We start from the raw sequence: 17,506 nt of genomic DNA, 5'->3' as shown, positions 1-17,506 counted from the left end.
ACCTTAAACCCAAATTTCTTAATGTCGAGTATTATTCAATTACTTCCTGATCACGTTGCTAATCAAATTGCCGCTGGAGAAGTGGTTCAAAGACCCGCTTCGGTAGTCAAAGAATTGCTCGAAAATGCTGTTGATGCAGGTGCAACCGACATTAAATTGATTATTAAAGATGCCGGTAAATCTCTGGTTCAGGTTATTGATAATGGTAAAGGAATGGACGTTACAGATGCACGGTTGTGTTTTGAACGTCATGCAACGTCAAAAATCCGTCAGGCCGAAGATTTGTTTGCACTATGTACAAAAGGTTTTCGTGGAGAAGCTCTGGCTTCTATTGCCGCAATTGCGCACATGGAAATGAAAACAAAACAGGATCAGGACGAACTAGGAACGCATATCGTTATCGAAGGAAGTAAATTTGTCTCACAAGAAGTAGCCGTTTTGCCAAAAGGAACTTCATTTGCCGTAAAAAATCTATTTTTTAATATTCCCGCACGTCGTAATTTCTTAAAGTCAGATACGGTTGAATTTCGCCATGTTATGGATGAGTTTCAGCGTGTAGCTTTGGCGCACCCTAATATTCATTTTACTTTTTATCACAATGGAAGTGAAATGTACAACTTACCCGCTGCAGGGTATCGCCAGCGAATTGTGGGTATAATGTCGGGTAAAACCAATGAAAAACTGGTTCCGGTAAATGAAGATACAGAAATCATAAATGTTCAGGGATTTGTTTGTAAACCTGAATTTGCCAAGAAAAACAGGGGAGAACAGTTCTTTTTTGTAAACGATCGTTTCATTAAAAGCGGTTATTTGCATCACGCAGTTATGGCAGCTTACGACGGACTTTTGAAAGATGGTTCACAGCCGAGTTATTTCTTGTATTTGCAAGTTCCGCCAAACACTATTGATATCAATATTCATCCAACAAAAACAGAAATTAAGTTTGATGATGAGCAGGCTTTATATGCTATTTTACGAGCTTCCATCAAACATAGTTTAGGGCAGTTTAACGTAGCGCCGGTTTTAGATTTTGATCGCGATGCGAATTTAGATACGCCATATCATTATAAAGATTTAGAAGCAGAAACACCAACCATTCAGGTAGATGGAAATTTTAATCCGTTTACCGATGATAAAACCAATCAGCATTATTCTAAAGCAAGTTCAGGTTCGGGTTCCGGTTATGGCTCAGGATCTAATTCGTATTCGGGATATTCTTCTAAAAGAGTGGAGCCAACTGCAAGCTGGGAAAGCCTCTATGTGGGATTAGATACGGAGAGTATCGAAAGTTCGCCTTTTACTTTTGAGAATGAAGAAGTAACATCCTCTTTATTTAATGATGATGATGTAGAACAAGCGCCTCAGAAAACCTATCAAATACATAAAAAATATATCGTTTCGCCTATAAAATCAGGAATGGTTATTGTCGATCAGCAACGTGCGCACCAACGTATTTTGTACGAACAGTTTTTGCTGAATATGACGGTAAATCAGGCTTCAAGTCAGCAATTGTTATTTCCTTTAAATTTGTTTTATTCTTCTGATGAAATGACATTAATTGAAGAATTGAAACCTTCGCTGGAAACAACAGGTTTTGTTTTTGAACAAGCAGAAACAGATCATATCGTAATTTCCGGAATTCCGGTTAATATTACTGAAAGTGAAGTTTCGATGGTCATAGAACAATTATTAAGCGATTTGCAAGACGGAATTCCGGCAAACAGTTATAGTCAGAACGATACAATTGCCAAATCGATGGCAAAAAGTTTAGCGGTTAAAACCGGATCTTATTTAACCGAAAAAGAACAGGATAATTTGGTAAACGGATTGTTTGCCTGTAAAGATCCCAATATATCACCTTTTCAAAAACCAACTTTCATCACAATGCGTGTGGAAGACATAGATAAAAAGTTTGCCTTATGATGAACATAACTCCCGTAGTAAAACAATTATTGATAATTAATATTATATTTTTTATTGGTTCACAATTAGTGCCAGTTTCATATAATTATTTAATGTTGTATTATCCCGAAAGCGATAATTTCAGAATTTGGCAGGTCATTACACACATGTTTATGCATGCAAAATTGCCAAACTTTGCTCATATTTTATTTAATATGTTTGCATTGTATAGCTTTGGTTCTGCACTAGAACATTTTTGGGGAGGAAAAAAATTCTTGTTTTTCTATATTTCCTGCGGATTAGGTGCTGCTTTACTTCATACAGGTGTCAATTACTTACAATTGCAGTCTGTCTTAGATTCTGTATCTAGTTTGAATTTATCTAAATCTGATCTTCATTTAATTTTGAATGCTGATTTTCCATCTTTATTTGATTCAAATGGTAAGATGATACAAGGTACTGATGTTTCAGTTATTTTGAATAAGGTACATTGCACTCAAGAACAGTTTAATTCATTGGCTCAGGCAAGCGGCATTGTTCAGTCGCCTGTACTTGGTGCTTCTGGAGCAATTTATGGTTTGCTTACCGCTTTTGCTTTTATGTTTCCAAATGCACAATTAGGATTAATGTTTATTCCAATTCCTATAAAAGCAAAATATTTCGTTCCAGGAATCTTGGCAATTGATTTATTTTTAGGTTTTAAAGGAAGTTCACTATTTGGCGCAGGTGGAACTGGAATTGCTCATTTTGCTCACGTTGGTGGAGCTCTTACTGGTTATTTAATGATGTTATATTGGAAAAAAAATCAGTTTAACAAAAATCGTTGGAATTAATTTCTAACTTTAGATAGTCAATTATCCCGAGGCTTCGGGACCAAAAAAAGTCTTTATGAATATTCTTGATGATTTAAAATTACAATATAAGTTAGGTGGAATTGCAATGCGCGTTATTTACTGGAACGTGGCTTGTTTTGTGATCTCATTAGTGTTTTTTTATCAATATTCAGGAGGTGGTTTTGAATATCCAAATTGGCTGGCATTATCATCAGATCCAAATGTGTTTTTATTTAAACCGTGGACGTTCTTAACTTATGCTTTTTTTCATGCATCATTTTGGCATTTATTGTTCAATATGATGGTTCTCAATTTTGCCAGTAACTTGTTCCTGACCTTTTTTACCCAAAAGCAATATTTAGGCTTGTACATTTTGGGTGCAATTTTCTCAGGTATTGTTTTTGCCTTAAGTTTTTACTTCTCAAATGTTGCAGGTTCTATCGTTGGGGCTTCAGCTGCGATTATGGCAATTCTTGTAGCAGTAACAACTTACCAGCCTTTAATGGGTGTGCGTTTACTGTTTTTTGGTAATGTTAAGCTTTGGCATATTACGGCTGTAATTTTAATTTTGGATTTAATGCAATTCAGGTTAGAGAATACCGGCGGACATATTTCGCATCTTGCCGGTGCTATTTTTGGATTTATTTTTATTAAATTGCTTCAAAATGGAACTGATTTGAGTATAGTGATTTCCAGAATATTAGATTTTTTTACAAATCTATTCAGAAAATCGCCATCAACCCCCTTCAAAAAAGTTCATAAAAATTACAATAAACCTACGCAAAAACCAACATCAAAAATTGTTACGAAAGATAAAACGCAACAGCAAATTGATGAAATTTTGGATAAAATTAGCCAGTCCGGCTATGATTGTTTGACCAAAGAAGAAAAAGAATTTTTGTTTAAAGCAGGAAAATAATCCTTCGAATAAAGAAAACATGCAAAACCTTTCGTGGTTTAATAAAATAATGTTCTTTTTGAATATAGTACTGACTGTATTAACGTTTAGTATCTATATTTTACCTTTCCTCGCACCTAAAAGTTTTCCGCTTTTATCGGTGCTTACCCTTTTTATGCCTGCTTTTTTTGTCTTAAACGGATTGTTTTTCGTGTATTGGGCAATTCAGTTTAAAAAGCGTCTTATTCTTTCCGGTTTGGTTCTGTTAACTGGAATTACATTTATTAGCAAATTCTACAAATTCTCTCCGAAAGAATATGTTGAAGACGAAAAAGATTTCTCAGTAATGAGTTATAATGTTCGTTTGTTTAATGTTTTCAAATGGCTGGACCGTGATGATATTCCATCTAATATCAAGGCTTTTATCGATGAAAAAGATCCGGATATTTTGTGTATTCAGGAATATTCAAATTCAGCCCATATAGACCTGAAAGTATATCCACACCGTTATATTTTCATTGATGGAAATCAAATAAAAACCGGACAGGCGATTTTTTCTAAATTTCCTATCATAAATGAAGGCAATATTATCTTTCCGAAATCCGATAATAATGTGATTTTTGCTGATATAAAGCGCGGTAAAGATGTTATCCGTGTTTATAATATGCACTTGCAATCCATTAAGATTTCGCCTGATGTAGATAAGATTTCAAACGACATTGATAATGTAAATCAAAAGAAATCACAGCAGATTTATGGCAGAATCAGTAAAGGATTTCGCCAGCAACAAGAACAAGCCGAGATTTTTAAAGAAAATATCAAGCAGTGCAAAAGTCCGATTATTATTTGTGGAGACATGAATAATAGTCCGTTTTCTTATGTTTACCGAAGTATTAAAGGAAAACTCAAAGACGCTTTTGAAGAAGCCGGAGAAGGTTTTGGAGCTACTTATAAATTCAAATATTATCCTGCCAGAATTGATTATATTTTCTCAGACAGTAAAATGAAAGTGAAAAAATTTGACAGTTTTCCTGACTTCGAAAATTCAGATCATTATCCAATTATGGCAAGGATTTCTATGGAATAAGGTAGAATAAATTCCAAATTTTAAAATCCAAATTCCAATACGCACGAATATATTTTTATCTAATTTCTAATTTTTGATTCTTCAGATAATCCATTGCAAATTTACCTTCGTTAAAAAGCAAATCAAGTACGCTTAGATTGTTTATAAAGCCGTGTTTGTCATCAAATACCTGAGCGTATTTTTCGAATGAATGTGCGTCTTTTTTACCGTTTGCCAAATACCTGAAATCAGAAACGTTTTCTGCTTCATGAAAATATTCTGTTGTTTTGCCAAATTCCAGTTTCATGCGCAAACACTTCGTTACGATATCAAGAACTTCCATGTTTAAATCCATCAAAAAAGTATGCTTTTTCTCGAATATAGGAAAAATATCATCTTCAAAAAATTCGAAAAAAGGAGAACTTCTATAAGCAGCTTCCAGAGATTTAAAGTGCTGTTTTTGCCAGTCAAATTCGTTTTCAATCAACACATCCTTTGTTTTTTGATGTGCCTCTTTAGAATGCTTAACAGGAATATTTAATAATTGAATTCCGTTTGGACTATAAATATAAGTACGGTTTCTATTGGTTTGCTTCTGAAAATTATCTTCCATTTCAAAAGTGATACTTTCAGATTGAGCCATAACTGCAAAGTGGCTAATCGACGGAAAATAGGTAGGAAGTAATAACGAGTTCATTATGATTTTGTTTTAAAAGTTTCAGGTTTCAAGTTTCAGGTTATTTACGAACCTGAAACTTGAAACCTGAAACAAAAATAACTATTTTATTTTATGCTTTATTCTCTTTTCTTTTTCTCCAGAAATATTCTCCAACAAAATAAACGGCAAGAAGAATAAGGAAATATTTAAAGTAAGATTGTGGCTGTCCTTCACCATCAACAGTAGTGAAAACTCTGCTCCAGCGAATTTTGTTGATTCCTTTGCCATTTGTATCCCAGCTTAACCAGATAAAAACAGGTTTCCCAACAATATGATCTTCCGGAACGTAACCCCAGTAACGGCTGTCTTCAGAGTTATGACGGTTGTCTCCCATCATCCAGTAATAGTTTTGTTTGAAGGTATAACTATTGGTTTGTTTTCCATTAATTATAAAATGAGAACCATCTAATTCAAGTGTGTTTCCTTCGTATTTTGTTATAATTTCTTTGTAAAATGGCAATGACTCATTTGTTAACGCCACAGTTTTTCCTGCTTCCGGAATATAAATTGGTCCAAAATTATCCTGACTCCATTTGTTGATATGAGGGAAAATTGCATTGTCATTTCCTCTGTCAATCTCTCTGGTTACAGCAGTAATTCCGGGAGTATTTTTCAATCGTTCAGCACTTGCTTCTGTTAAAGCTCTGAAATATAAAGTATCTCTTTTTTCGTTTTTAAAACCAGCACCATCCGTAATATCCATTTCTCTCATTAAAGTTTCGAAATCGATAGGCGTTTTTCCGTCTAAAGCTACAGAGTAAGAATATTGTGGTTTTGCTCTTTCCGGTAAAACTAATTTTTTGCCGTTAATGAAAACAAATCCGTCTTTTATAGACAAGCTGTCACCAGGAATACCAACACATCTTTTTACGTAATTCGATTTTTTGTCGATAGGTTTAATAACGCCCGGTCTTCCTTTTGGCTCATAAAAATAGTGAACCGTATCTACAGGCCAGTTAAAAACAACAATATCGGTTCGTTTTATTTTTTCAAAAGCTGGTAATCTGAAATAAGGTAATTGCGGCCAGCTTAAATATGATTTTCTTTTTAAGAAAGGTATTGTATCGTGAACCATTGGCATTGCAACAGTTGTCATAGGAACTCTTGGTCCGTAATTTACTTTACTAACAAATAAAAAGTCTCCAATTAATAAAGATTTTTCTAATGAAGAAGTTGGAATTGTATACGGCTGAACTACATAAGTATGTACCAATGTTGCTACGATAATCGCAAAAAGTAATGAGCTTATCGTATCTGCAGTTTTGTTTTCCGGAGTTAATTTTCTGTTGGCATTGTATTCTAATTTCTGAGTATAATTTACATAATAGATGTAAAATCCAAAAGTAAAAATTCCCAAAATAGTATCTAAGGTCGTTTTTTTACCAAACGTTCTTAAAGTTTCAACCCAAACAACCGGAAACATAATCAGGTTAATAATCGGGATGAAAAGCAATATTGTCCACCAGGTTGGTCGGCCAATAATTTTCATTAAAACGATCGAATTGTAAACAGGAATTGCTGCTTCCCAGCTTTTTCTGCCGGCAGCCTGATACAATTTCCATGTTCCAAGAAAATGAATTACTTGTACCGCTAAGAAAAATACGAACCAAAGATATAGAGTCATAATTTTATATTTTATGTTTCAAGTTTCGGGTTTTTAGTTGCTAACCTTAGACTTTAAATTGATTTATTTTAGGTTTAAAACATCTTTCATGCTGTAGATTCCCTTTTTGCCTGCTAACCATTCGGCAGCAATTACGGCTCCAAGGGCAAAACCTTCACGATTGTGTGCAGTATGTTTTAATTCGATGCTGTCTACAATTGAATCATACGTTACGGTATGAGTTCCCGGAACATCACCAATTCTTTTTGCTTCAATATGAATTTCGTTGTTTTTTGCTTCGTCTAAAGTCCAGTTGGCATATTTACTGTTTTCAATAACGCCTTTTGCCAGAGAAATTGCAGTTCCGCTTGGAGCATCTAATTTCTGCGTATGATGAATTTCTTCCATCGTAACTTTATACGAATCAAATTGAGACATGATTTTAGCCAGATATTCATTTAATTCGAAGAAAATATTAACTCCTAAACTAAAATTTGAACTTGAAATAAAACCACCTTGCTTTTCATTACAAAGTGCGACCATTTCATCAAAATGCTCTAACCAGCCTGTTGTACCTGAAACTACAGGAACATTTGCATGAAAACAGTTTGATATATTGCTGACAGCGGCAGTAGGAACGCTAAAATCGATTGCGACATCAGCTGTAGAAAGTCCGTCAAAAGTATTAGATTCATCTTTCTTTAGTACAATTTCATGACCTCTTTCTAAAGCAATTCTTTCGATTACTTTACCCATTTTTCCGTATCCTAAAAGAGCAATTTTCATTTTGTATATATTTTTTGATTTTTAAACAGCACAAAAGCTATTTAAAATTGGTAATTAAAAGTTAGTCCAACATTTGGTTTAAATGTTACATCGTTGGGATAAATTTCAGGTTTCATTGATAATCTTTCGTTTACGTTAAACTGAATCAAAGCCGCATCAACATTGGCATCGATGATGTTTAAAACATAAAAACCTACTACAAATAAGGCTGATAAATCTCTGTTACGCTGATAGAATTTTTGACCGGCAATAAGTCTGCTTTCATCTAAAAATTGATAATTATCGTCGTTATAACCTTCAAGTCTACGTTTATAAGCATTACGATAATCTTTGTATTTTCTATTGTTGTCAATATAAAAATACATACTGGTTCCAATGGCTCCGTAAACTAATGGAATTTTCCAATATTTTTTATTGTATGCCTGACCTAATCCTGGTAAAATTGCCGAATAAAAGGCAGCTTTTGCTGGTGTTAGCGGATCTATTTCCTCTAACTTGGTAGTGTCTTTAGCGACTAAAACCGTTTCTTCTTTTGCCTGGGCAAAAAGAGAGACGGTTCCTAAGAGAAAGAACAATAGACTTATGGGGACAATCTTATTCACTATCCGTTTATTAATTTTATAATTCGGTTAAAGTCGGCTTCAGAATTAAATGGAATTGTGATTTTTCCTTTTCCGTTTCCAGCGACTTTTACATCAACTTTCGCACCAAAATAATCGTTGAAAGTATTTTTTTGAGTTTCCTTAACCACAAATGAAGAATCCGCTTTTGGTTTTCCTTCTGCTTTTGGCTGTAAACTTTCGTGATAATTTTTTACCAAAGTTTCTGTTTCACGAACAGATAAATTTTGACTTACTATTTTTTGATAAATATCAGTTTGAATATCAAGATCTTCAATATTGATAATGGCTCTACCGTGACCCATACTGATAAAACCATCACGAATACCCGTTTGAATAATCGGATCCAGTTTTAGAAGACGTAAATAATTGGCAATTGTAGAACGTTTTTTACCCACTCTTTCGCTCATTTGTTCCTGAGTTAACTGAATTTCGTCAATCAAACGCTGGTAAGAAAGTGCAATCTCAATTGGGTCTAAGTCATGACGCTGAATGTTTTCAACCAAAGCCATAACAAGCGACTCATTGTCATTTGCAATACGAATGTATGCAGGAACATGAGTTAAACCAACTAATGTAGAAGCACGCAAACGACGCTCTCCGGAAATTAACTGGTATTTATTGAAGTCTAATTTTCGAACAGTAATAGGCTGAATCACACCAAGTTCTTTAATAGAAGTGGCTAGTTCACGCAATGATTCTTCATTAAAATTGCTTCTAGGCTGAAACGGATTTATTTCGATAGCACTTATTTCAAGCTCTATAATATTTCCAACAACCTTGTCAGCATTTTTGTCTTCTACTGATGTAATGTCGTTTTCCGGATCTTTTAATAATGCTGATAATCCTCTTCCTAAGGCTTGTTTTTTAATTGCTTTTGTCATAAAAACTATTTACTGTTTTTCTTTATAATTTCCTGAGCCAGATTAATGTAATTAACTGCTCCTTTGCTCGTTGCATCATAATTAATGATACTTTCTCCAAAACTTGGAGCCTCGCTCAATTTCACATTTCGTTGAATAACGGTATCAAAAACCATATCGTTAAAGTGTTTTTGAACCTCTTCGACAACCTGATTTGATAAACGCAATCTTGAATCATACATTGTTAACAACAATCCTTCGATGTCAAGATCCGGGTTGTGTATTTTTTGAATACTTTTTATAGTGTTCAATAATTTTCCTAATCCTTCAAGTGCAAAATATTCACACTGAATTGGAATAACTACAGAATCAGCAGCTGTTAATGCATTCAGAGTTAGTAAACCTAACGAAGGTGCGCAGTCGATAATGATATAATCATATTCGTCTTTTACACTTTCTAATGCTTTTTTAAGCATGTACTCTCTGTTTTCTTTATCAACCAATTCGATTTCGATGGCAACAAGGTCAATATGAGCAGGGATCACATCAACATTTGGAGCTGAACATTTAACAACAGTTTCTTTTGGGGTGTGGCTGTGTTCAAGTATTTGATACGTTCCAATTTCAACAGATTCTACGTCGATTCCTAAACCTGACGTCGCATTAGCCTGAGGATCAGCATCTATCAACAATACTTTCTTTTCTAAAACACCTAATGAGGCTGCAAGATTTACTGATGTAGTAGTCTTTCCAACGCCTCCTTTTTGATTAGCAATCGCAATGATTTTGCCCATTTATTTTCTGAATTTTGAACCGTAAAAATACAATTATTTATGGTTTTTGAAAATCTATTTTGTTAACATTTGATAAACTTTGATTTGCCGTTGTTTGGTGCGTGTTTGTCAGATTTTAATTTTTATAATAAACAAAAAATAACTCCGAAAATTCTGTTATTAAATCTTTAAAAACCGATCAAAATTTCATTTTTCTGATTTATTAAGGAGAAACCAAATTGTGTTTAAACTTAATTTTTTTCTTTTAAGTCTTTTATTAAACTTGCCGTGAAGAACAAAATTGTAATTCCGCCTAAAATAATACAAACCCACATAAACCATCCTTGCTGCCAAAAAGATTTTTCTCCCACTGCTTTTTTAACTTCAGCATTTTGCTGAATATCAGAAATCGTAGTTTTTGGTAAAGATCCTTTGATGTTATTTTTAAAATCAGAAAGATCATATTCAGGTTCATTCAAATTTTTATTGCCTGTTTTGATAGTGTATTTTTCATTGGCATTTAAATCTGCAATAATAGAAACCGGTTTTTGACAGTATTTTATTGCCGAGATTAACAAAGGCTGGTTATCGTGATTTTCTATTTTTATGTAGAATTCTTTCTCGAAAATTTCAGGAATTGTAAAACTGTTTTTCGTATTGGAGTTTAATTCAAAAGAAATAATTTCTTCATCAATCATTTCTGATTTTTTTCTGGTTTCATATTTTACTTTCTTGTAAATAATGACTTTACGTTTGTAGTAAGTTGGTTTCGAAATTTCAAAAGTAATTTGATTGATGATTTGCGGACCATCAAAAATTACGTGAATCTGAGTTTGTTTTTGAGTTGAAAGCTCGGTTTTTGTTGATTTTGCCGGAGTGATTTCCTGTAGAATATTCTTTTGAAGCTGTGTATTAAAATTCCCTACTTTTAAAACATTTACAGGAAGTGTCTTTTTATCATCAAAATCAATTTTTAGATATTTATAAGTGCTTAACGGATATGAAATTGTCTTCACAACGCTAGCTTCTGTCGAACTGTTTAAGTCGTATAAAGTTTGCGAATTTGATATTCCAAACCATTCTTCAAGATCATTACTTCCTGAAATGGAATAGCTTTTTTCGACATCGGCGTTAGCAATAAATAACGAAAGTTGATTGTTGTTTTTAACCGAAGGAACAGCAATAACTATCGAAGTACTTTTCTTTGGAAAAACTGTTTTTGAAACAATTTCATATTCTTCAAAAGTATTTAATATAGCTTCTGAATTGCTTTGAATAAAATACGAAACCTCATTTCCTTTTGCGTTAAAAATCCTGATATCACTTAAATCCTGTTTCGAATAAGATCGAATTTCAGGAGATAAAATAATTTCGTGGAAACCATTTTGGGTAACTTCTTTTATTTTTGCTGTTGTTTGAAATTGTGCAAACGAAAGATTCGTCAGCAATAAAAGAATAAAAAAACTATTTAATTTCATTGGTTTCATCAGGTTTGTTTTCATTAATAACTAAAACTTTGATTTTTTGATAGACGAAAGAGATTATCAAAATTAAAATTCCCAAAAGGATAAACGATATGATTTTTCCGGTTTCGGAAATGTTGCTGATATCGTAGAAAAATAATTTTACAATAGTCAGTCCAAGTAAACTCAGCGCGACTATTCGAAGTGTTTTGACTTGTTTTTTTATTCCGATAATTAAAAAGACAAAAGCTAAAAATCCCCATAAAACAGGAAATCCGGTTTTGATAATCTTTATTCTGGCAATTTTAATTGCATCATCGGCAACTGCAGAACGAAGATACAGTAAATCAGATTTGGTATTGTTTGTTGCATAAAGTGCGCTTGCCTGCAAATCTTGAAGCGTAATTGGTGAATTCATCAAAAACAAACCATGCAGCATAACTTCTGAACTGGCAATGTAAACGATAAAAAACGCTGCTGCCCAAATAAAATGACGATTTTTAAAAATTCCAAATTGTAGTATTTTGTCTATCTGAAATAATTGAAAAGCAGAATACACAATTAACGCTAATGAAATATAATGCAGATAAAAAGCGATTGGCTGTCCGTATCCGGATTGAATAATTTCTTTATGCTCGAAAAATGCATAATTAGAGAATCCGAAAGTGTACAGCACAATATTCATTATGATTATTACAATCGATAATTCTTCACCAAATTGGGTTTTGTTTTTAATTAATGCAGTTGTTAAAACAGCCGAAAACAACAAATGATAAAGTGCACATACGGCGATTGCACTATTTGCAGTTGTTATATGTGTATTTGCCTGAAAAATAAGTTCGAATAAACCCGTTAAATACAATAATATAATTCCGGAAACAAAAGCATATTTCTTATATTTTTCTGGATTGAAAGTAAAGTTTAATAATGTAATATTTTCCGTTTCATTTTTCAACAAAAACCAAACTGCCAAAAAGGAAGCTGAACCAAAAATGCCTGTTATAAATATTGGATTGATTATAATGTTTAAAGAAGAATCGCCGGTGTAGAACAATTTCCAATCCATAATTAAACTTATAATCATCAAGGCGTGAACAATTACAGAACCAAATCGATAACTTGAAATTTTTGATTTCTGTGAAAGCCATAATAGTAAAACTGCTTCGGCAGCCCAGAATAAAGTAATGTAATTCCCTTCAAACTGAATAGGAATTGCCAGCGTTATAAAAGTTAACGTAAGTCCAATTAATAAGTAAACGGCTTTTTTGTCGAGACCAAATTTTTTGTACAAAAACCAGGCGTAAGTTAAATTTAGCAAAGCAATTATTGTGGTGAATAAACCTCTGAATTCAGGATGAAAATGAGATAAAATCGCCATTCCGGCTGCATAAAACAAAAAGGTATTGCTGGCTAAAATAGTTAACTGCGTTTTTGAGAATTCTCCTTTTGTTCTGATATTATTTATGATATTCATTAAAATAAAAATGAAGTAAAAAGCAAAACCAAATGCCAAAGCGCCAACATAATGCGGTTTATCTGAAGAAAGATCTTTGTATAACCAGCCGCCGTATAGTAAAATTGTAAATATATAAGCAAGTACATTTACCAGATTCCATTTTTTGTAATAGGCAATTGCCAGAATTCCAATGTTTAATATGAGAATATAACTAAAAAGAGCCACATAATTTCCTTCGCCCGTGCTTACCATAAACGGAACTGCAAATCCGCCAATTAAGGAAAGTACGGCAAGTTCGATTCTGTTGTAAGATAAGGAAATCAAAGCGCTAAAAGCGGTTATGATAACCATTATGCTAAAAGCAACTGTTTGATTAAAAAGGTGATAATCATGAAAAGCGATTCCGATTGTGAAATAGAAAATAGCGATCGCTCCCGCCACAATTACAGAACTGAATGCGGCATAATTTTTACGAAGTTTATGCGCGATTCCCATAACAAGTACGCCACATAAAACCCCAATTCCAACGCGTGCCGGTTCGTTGATCCAGTCTTTGTCGATAGCATATTTTACAAAATAGCTAATTCCTAAAACCAGAATTAAAACGCCTATTTTATTGATTAGGTTTTCACCGATGAATTTCTCTAAATCCGGATTTTTTTCTTTGAAGTTTTCCCAAAATGATTTTTCAGGAACTTGTGGTGTTACAGTTTTTGGAGGTGTTTTTTCTATTATTGGAGTTGCTTTTATATCATGAGAAAAAACAACTTTTTCTGTTTTTATTTCAGGCGTTTCTTTTATAACATTTTCAAAAGCAGGCAAAACCGGCTCTTCTTTTATAACGATTTTTGGTTCTTCCTTTAATATAGGAGTTGGTTTTACAAATACGTTTTCTGCTGGTTTTTCAACTGCTTTTAGAAGATCTAATTTTTTATTCAGCTTTTGAATATCGTCTTCAAGATAGTCAAACCGACTTTTTATACTATTCAGCATATAAATTAAAAACCCAAATAAAACTACTAAAAGAAAAACTTCCATATGTATTTAATAAGATGTTATGATTTGGTAAATATAATAACATTTTAACACGGTAAGTTTTTTTGCCTGAAAGAATTGAGAAGTGTATAATTATAAGACGAACATAAATGAAAATACGTTAATTTTCGATGATCTCGATTTTTACAATAATACCACCGCTTCTTTTATTTGAGGCAATTTCCATAAAAGCTCTTTTTGTGAGATCAATTTCTCTACCATTAATAAAAGGTCCTCTATCTGTAATTTCTACAATAACTGATTTGTTATTCTTTTCGTTTGTGATTTTTAGTTTTGTACCAAAGGGAAGCTTTTTGTGGGCAGCAGTCAATTTACTGTTGTCAAATTTTTTACCGCTTGCTGTTTTTCTTCCATCAAATTTATCATGATAATAGGAGGCGTGAGCCTTTTCTTTGTAGATTTTCAACGGTTCGGTTTTTATATTTTCATTGATCACATTCTGATTTTGCTGCGCAAAAGCGGTAAGAGATAAACAAAAAACAAGATATATAAGTACTTTTTTCATTTTTAAAATTTTGCGCAAAGAGAATCAATTGAAAGAATTCTGATTGATTCAGTAAGTCATATTAATTGCATAAAAAGACATAATTTAAAAAGTGAATTTTAAAATGTTGGTTTACATGATTTTAATTATCATATTTCTGAAAAATATATTGAGCGTAACAAAAAAGCATTCCTGGAAAAAGATTTGAAGAAACCATTTGAAAATAAGTTTTTATTTATTTTTTCATTTTCCTTTTGAAAACAGAATTTATTACTATATTTGCATCCGCTTACGGGGTGTAGCGTAGCCCGGTTATCGCGCCTGCTTTGGGAGCAGGAGGCCGCAGGTTCGAATCCTGCCACCCCGACAAAAGTCTTTTCATTTTCTTGAGAAGGCTTTTTTTTTGCTTTGTACTGAAGTTTGCTTTATACAAAATCTAAAAGAAACAGTTATCTCGTCCCGATTGCAATCGGGAAGGCCGCAGGTTCGAATCCTGCCACCCCGACAAAAGTCTTTTCATTTTCTTGAGAAGGCTTTTTTTGCTTCATATTGAAATTTTTCTTTATACAAATCTAAAAGAAGCAGTTATCGCATCCCGATTGCAATCGGGAAGGCCGCAGGTTCGAATCCTGCCACCCCGACAAAAGTCTTTTCATTTTCTTGAAAAGACTTTTTTTTTGCTTTGTACTGAAGTTTGCTTTATCCAAAATCTAAAAGAAACAGTTATCGCGTCCCGATAAAATCGGGAAGGCCGCAGGTTCGAATCCTGCCACCCCGACAAAAGTCTTTTCATTTTCTTGAAAAGACTTTTTTTTGCCTTGTACTGAAGTTTGCTTTATACAAAATCTAAAAGAAACAGTTATCGCGTCCCGATTGGAAAAGCCGAATAGAAATGTTCAGCTTTTTTGTTTCTACCCATCCACTATGAAAGTCTTTCTATTCATTATTGCTTATTTTAGAATAACAAAAACTGATTGGCAGAGTTCTTTTTTCCAACAATAAAAACTTACTTTTGCACCATCAATTATTAATGAAATCATATTATGTCAGATACTATCGAAAAAATTAAATGCCTAATCATTGGTTCTGGTCCTGCAGGTTATACTGCTGCAATTTATGCTGCCAGAGCAAATATGAATCCAGTTTTATATCAAGGAATGCAGCCTGGTGGTCAATTGACTACGACAAATGAGGTGGAGAATTTTCCTGGTTATGTTGATGGAGTTACAGGTCCTGAAATGATGGTTCAGCTGCAAGATCAAGCAAAACGATTTGGAGCTGATATTCGCGATGGCTGGGCTACAAAAGTAGATTTTTCAGGAGATATTCATAAAGTTTGGATTAACGATTCAATCGAACTACACTGTGAAACGGTTATTATTTCTACAGGTGCTTCGGCAAAATATTTAGGATTACCATCAGAACAACATTATTTAAATATGGGTGGAGGAGTTTCTGCCTGTGCTGTCTGCGACGGATTTTTCTACCGTAATCAGGAAGTTGTAATTGTTGGAGCAGGAGATTCTGCTTGTGAAGAAGCGCATTACTTATCTAAACTTTGTAAAAAAGTAACCATGTTGGTAAGAAGTGAAAAATTCAGAGCTTCTAAAATTATGGAAGAACGTGTTCGTAAAACAGAAAACATCGAGATTTTAATGAACCACGATACAGTTGAAGTTTTAGGAGATAATAATGTAGTTCACGCTATTAAAGCTTTAAATAAGTCTAACGGTGAAGTTATTGAAATTCCTGCAACAGGATTTTTCGTAGCAATTGGCCACAAACCAAATACAGATATCTTTAAAGATTATATTTCTCTAGACGAAACCGGTTATATCATCAATACTCCTGGAACATCAAGAACAAATGTTGACGGTGTTTTTGTAGCCGGAGATGCTGCAGATCACGTATACCGTCAGGCAATTACTGCTGCAGGAACTGGTTGTATGGCAGCGCTTGATGCGGAGAGATATTTAGCGTCGAAAGAGTAAGCAGTTTTCGGTCTCAGTCTCAGTTTTCAGTTTGAGGAACTACAACAATAGTTATAAAAAAAGTCCCAATCATTTCGATTGGGACTTTTTTTATTTATATCAGCAAGACTGAAAACTGCGACTGAAAACTATTTAATCTTCTTAATCAATTTTGCTTCTTCAGAAAAACGGGTAAGTTCGATCTTTGGATTTCCAAATAAAGTAAGTTCAGATTTGTCTCCTGCAGCAATCGAAATAGCAGTTTCGGCAAGAATAATTCCTGTTGAATATCCTTCGGTGGTTACATTTGCTTCTTTTAAAGTGAATTTTGTTCCTGTAAAAGTAGAATTGTTATCCAAACGAATTGTTCCTTTTTCGGCAATTCCTTCAATAGCAGCATTGGCTTTTTGGTACAAATCACATTTGAATTTTATAGCTTGTACCAATGTTTTTATTGACGCACTTTTGCTCAATTGCAAACTTCCGTCTTCAGCCTTCAAATTCAATTCTGTTTTTGTTTTATCATCTGCGATTAAAGTGAATTTTTTAGCATTCGCATTCAAAAATAACTTCGAATAATCGTAGCTGTTAAATGTAATATCATCTAACTGAAGTTCCTGAATAGCATAAATAGCCGATTCATTTTTTGCAATTACTTTTTTAAGCGAACTTGTATAAGTAACACGAACAATTAGCTTTTTAAAAATCGTGCTTTCTTTTGTTGTGTACAAACGAAGCATTTTATCTCTTAAATCCATCCCGATGATTTCGTGTAAATTGTCATCGGCTTCAATTTTAATTTCGTTTTTTTCTCCACGTTCCAGATAAACTTCCAGATTGTCATCGGCTTCGATTCCATCAAATTCTCCTACTTCTTTTATAGAAGTGGTCACGATTTTAGATCCTTTTAGTTTCTCTTTCTTTTGGGCAAAAGTTAATGTCGTAACTAATAATAATAGGAGTAAGGCGGTACTTTTTTTCATTAATTTTAGATTTGATTTCGACAAATATAAAA

15 protein-coding genes and 1 tRNA gene are annotated in these 17,506 nt (G+C 33.4%); 6 read left to right on the top strand and 10 right to left on the bottom strand.

The window, feature by feature from the left end:
• The first annotated feature begins 21 nt into the window (after positions 1-21).
• From mutL to AC3QL1_RS01065, 4 genes are read left to right on the top strand one after another with little or no spacing between them, the layout of a single operon-like run.
• Entirely contained in the window at positions 22-1,923 is a 1,902-nt protein-coding gene (mutL, locus tag AC3QL1_RS01080; RefSeq protein ID WP_492494403.1) for a DNA mismatch repair endonuclease MutL, read from the top strand.
• The gene (locus AC3QL1_RS01075; protein ID WP_492494401.1) at positions 1,920-2,735 is read left to right on the top strand and encodes a rhomboid family intramembrane serine protease; all 816 of its coding nucleotides are present in this window, start codon (positions 1,920-1,922) and stop codon (positions 2,733-2,735) included. Before mutL ends, AC3QL1_RS01075 begins: the two co-directional genes overlap by 4 nt.
• A gap of 55 nt (positions 2,736-2,790) precedes the next feature.
• Positions 2,791-3,654 (top strand): rhomboid family intramembrane serine protease, encoded by an 864-nt coding sequence (locus tag AC3QL1_RS01070; RefSeq protein ID WP_492494400.1) that lies wholly within the window; start codon positions 2,791-2,793, stop codon positions 3,652-3,654.
• A gap of 19 nt (positions 3,655-3,673) precedes the next feature.
• Entirely contained in the window at positions 3,674-4,720 is a 1,047-nt protein-coding gene (locus tag AC3QL1_RS01065) for an endonuclease/exonuclease/phosphatase family protein (protein WP_492494399.1), read from the top strand.
• Between the two features lie 55 nt (positions 4,721-4,775).
• Here AC3QL1_RS01065 and AC3QL1_RS01060 read toward each other — a convergent pair whose 3' ends face one another.
• From AC3QL1_RS01060 to AC3QL1_RS01020, 9 genes are all read right to left on the bottom strand, one after another.
• Positions 4,776-5,396 (bottom strand): WbqC family protein, encoded by a 621-nt coding sequence (locus AC3QL1_RS01060; RefSeq protein ID WP_492494397.1) that lies wholly within the window; start codon positions 5,394-5,396, stop codon positions 4,776-4,778.
• A gap of 91 nt (positions 5,397-5,487) precedes the next feature.
• On the bottom strand, positions 5,488-7,041 hold the full coding sequence (lepB, locus tag AC3QL1_RS01055) for a signal peptidase I (protein ID WP_492494395.1): 1,554 nt from the start codon (positions 7,039-7,041) through the stop codon (positions 5,488-5,490).
• Positions 7,042-7,104: 63 nt separating this feature from the next.
• Positions 7,105-7,806 (bottom strand): 4-hydroxy-tetrahydrodipicolinate reductase, encoded by a 702-nt coding sequence (dapB, locus tag AC3QL1_RS01050; RefSeq protein ID WP_492494393.1) that lies wholly within the window; start codon positions 7,804-7,806, stop codon positions 7,105-7,107.
• Positions 7,807-7,847: 41 nt separating this feature from the next.
• Positions 7,848-8,408 carry a DUF5683 domain-containing protein gene (locus AC3QL1_RS01045; RefSeq protein WP_492494392.1) on the bottom strand — a complete coding sequence of 187 codons (561 nt, stop codon included), beginning with the start codon at positions 8,406-8,408 and terminating at the stop codon, positions 7,848-7,850.
• Positions 8,408-9,310: a ParB/RepB/Spo0J family partition protein gene (locus AC3QL1_RS01040; protein ID WP_492494391.1), complete on the bottom strand. Its 903-nt coding sequence runs from the start codon at positions 9,308-9,310 to the stop codon at positions 8,408-8,410. Before AC3QL1_RS01040 ends, AC3QL1_RS01045 begins: the two co-directional genes overlap by 1 nt.
• Before the next feature lie 5 nt (positions 9,311-9,315).
• Positions 9,316-10,083 (bottom strand): ParA family protein, encoded by a 768-nt coding sequence (locus AC3QL1_RS01035; protein WP_042566029.1) that lies wholly within the window; start codon positions 10,081-10,083, stop codon positions 9,316-9,318.
• A 230-nt stretch (positions 10,084-10,313) separates the two neighbouring features.
• Positions 10,314-11,564: a hypothetical protein gene (locus AC3QL1_RS01030; protein WP_492494390.1), complete on the bottom strand. Its 1,251-nt coding sequence runs from the start codon at positions 11,562-11,564 to the stop codon at positions 10,314-10,316.
• A complete protein-coding gene (locus AC3QL1_RS01025; RefSeq protein ID WP_492494388.1) occupies positions 11,527-14,019 on the bottom strand; it encodes a DUF2339 domain-containing protein in 2,493 nt (830 codons plus the stop codon). The genes AC3QL1_RS01030 and AC3QL1_RS01025 overlap by 38 nt, the downstream gene beginning before the upstream one ends.
• A 118-nt stretch (positions 14,020-14,137) precedes the next feature.
• A complete protein-coding gene (locus tag AC3QL1_RS01020; RefSeq protein ID WP_492494386.1) occupies positions 14,138-14,542 on the bottom strand; it encodes a septal ring lytic transglycosylase RlpA family protein in 405 nt (134 codons plus the stop codon).
• 271 nt (positions 14,543-14,813) lie between these two features.
• Here AC3QL1_RS01020 and AC3QL1_RS01015 point away from each other — a divergent pair.
• A tRNA-Pro gene (locus AC3QL1_RS01015) sits at positions 14,814-14,888 on the top strand.
• A 676-nt stretch (positions 14,889-15,564) separates the two neighbouring features.
• Entirely contained in the window at positions 15,565-16,512 is a 948-nt protein-coding gene (gene trxB, locus AC3QL1_RS01010) for a thioredoxin-disulfide reductase (RefSeq protein ID WP_492494384.1), read from the top strand.
• Positions 16,513-16,640: 128 nt separating this feature from the next.
• Here the strand turns inward: trxB and AC3QL1_RS01005 are convergent, their stop codons facing one another.
• The gene (locus AC3QL1_RS01005; RefSeq protein ID WP_492494382.1) at positions 16,641-17,474 is read right to left on the bottom strand and encodes a GIN domain-containing protein; all 834 of its coding nucleotides are present in this window, start codon (positions 17,472-17,474) and stop codon (positions 16,641-16,643) included.
• Positions 17,475-17,506 lie beyond the last annotated feature (32 nt).

It is taken from the genome of Flavobacterium sp. GW823-FHT04A11 (assembly GCF_058796535.1).
The sequence above is the reverse complement of the archived record's forward strand: the minus strand, read 5'-3'. Positions and strand labels throughout refer to the sequence as shown.

What these genes read in the sequence shown, in the direction of transcription:
- mutL (WP_492494403.1), top strand. Translation starts at nt 22, where the DNA reads ATGTCGAGTATTATTCAATTACTTCCTGATCACGTTGCTAATCAAATT.
- AC3QL1_RS01075 (WP_492494401.1), top strand. Translation starts at nt 1,920, where the DNA reads ATGATGAACATAACTCCCGTAGTAAAACAATTATTGATAATTAATATT.
- AC3QL1_RS01070 (WP_492494400.1), top strand. Translation starts at nt 2,791, where the DNA reads ATGAATATTCTTGATGATTTAAAATTACAATATAAGTTAGGTGGAATT.
- AC3QL1_RS01065 (WP_492494399.1), top strand. Translation starts at nt 3,674, where the DNA reads ATGCAAAACCTTTCGTGGTTTAATAAAATAATGTTCTTTTTGAATATA.
- AC3QL1_RS01060 (WP_492494397.1), bottom strand. Translation starts at nt 5,396, where the DNA reads ATGAACTCGTTATTACTTCCTACCTATTTTCCGTCGATTAGCCACTTT.
- lepB (WP_492494395.1), bottom strand. Translation starts at nt 7,041, where the DNA reads ATGACTCTATATCTTTGGTTCGTATTTTTCTTAGCGGTACAAGTAATT.
- dapB (WP_492494393.1), bottom strand. Translation starts at nt 7,806, where the DNA reads ATGAAAATTGCTCTTTTAGGATACGGAAAAATGGGTAAAGTAATCGAA.
- AC3QL1_RS01040 (WP_492494391.1), bottom strand. Translation starts at nt 9,310, where the DNA reads ATGACAAAAGCAATTAAAAAACAAGCCTTAGGAAGAGGATTATCAGCA.
- AC3QL1_RS01035 (WP_042566029.1), bottom strand. Translation starts at nt 10,083, where the DNA reads ATGGGCAAAATCATTGCGATTGCTAATCAAAAAGGAGGCGTTGGAAAG.
- AC3QL1_RS01030 (WP_492494390.1), bottom strand. Translation starts at nt 11,564, where the DNA reads ATGAAAACAAACCTGATGAAACCAATGAAATTAAATAGTTTTTTTATT.
- AC3QL1_RS01025 (WP_492494388.1), bottom strand. Translation starts at nt 14,019, where the DNA reads ATGGAAGTTTTTCTTTTAGTAGTTTTATTTGGGTTTTTAATTTATATG.
- AC3QL1_RS01020 (WP_492494386.1), bottom strand. Translation starts at nt 14,542, where the DNA reads ATGAAAAAAGTACTTATATATCTTGTTTTTTGTTTATCTCTTACCGCT.
- trxB (WP_492494384.1), top strand. Translation starts at nt 15,565, where the DNA reads ATGTCAGATACTATCGAAAAAATTAAATGCCTAATCATTGGTTCTGGT.
- AC3QL1_RS01005 (WP_492494382.1), bottom strand. Translation starts at nt 17,474, where the DNA reads ATGAAAAAAAGTACCGCCTTACTCCTATTATTATTAGTTACGACATTA.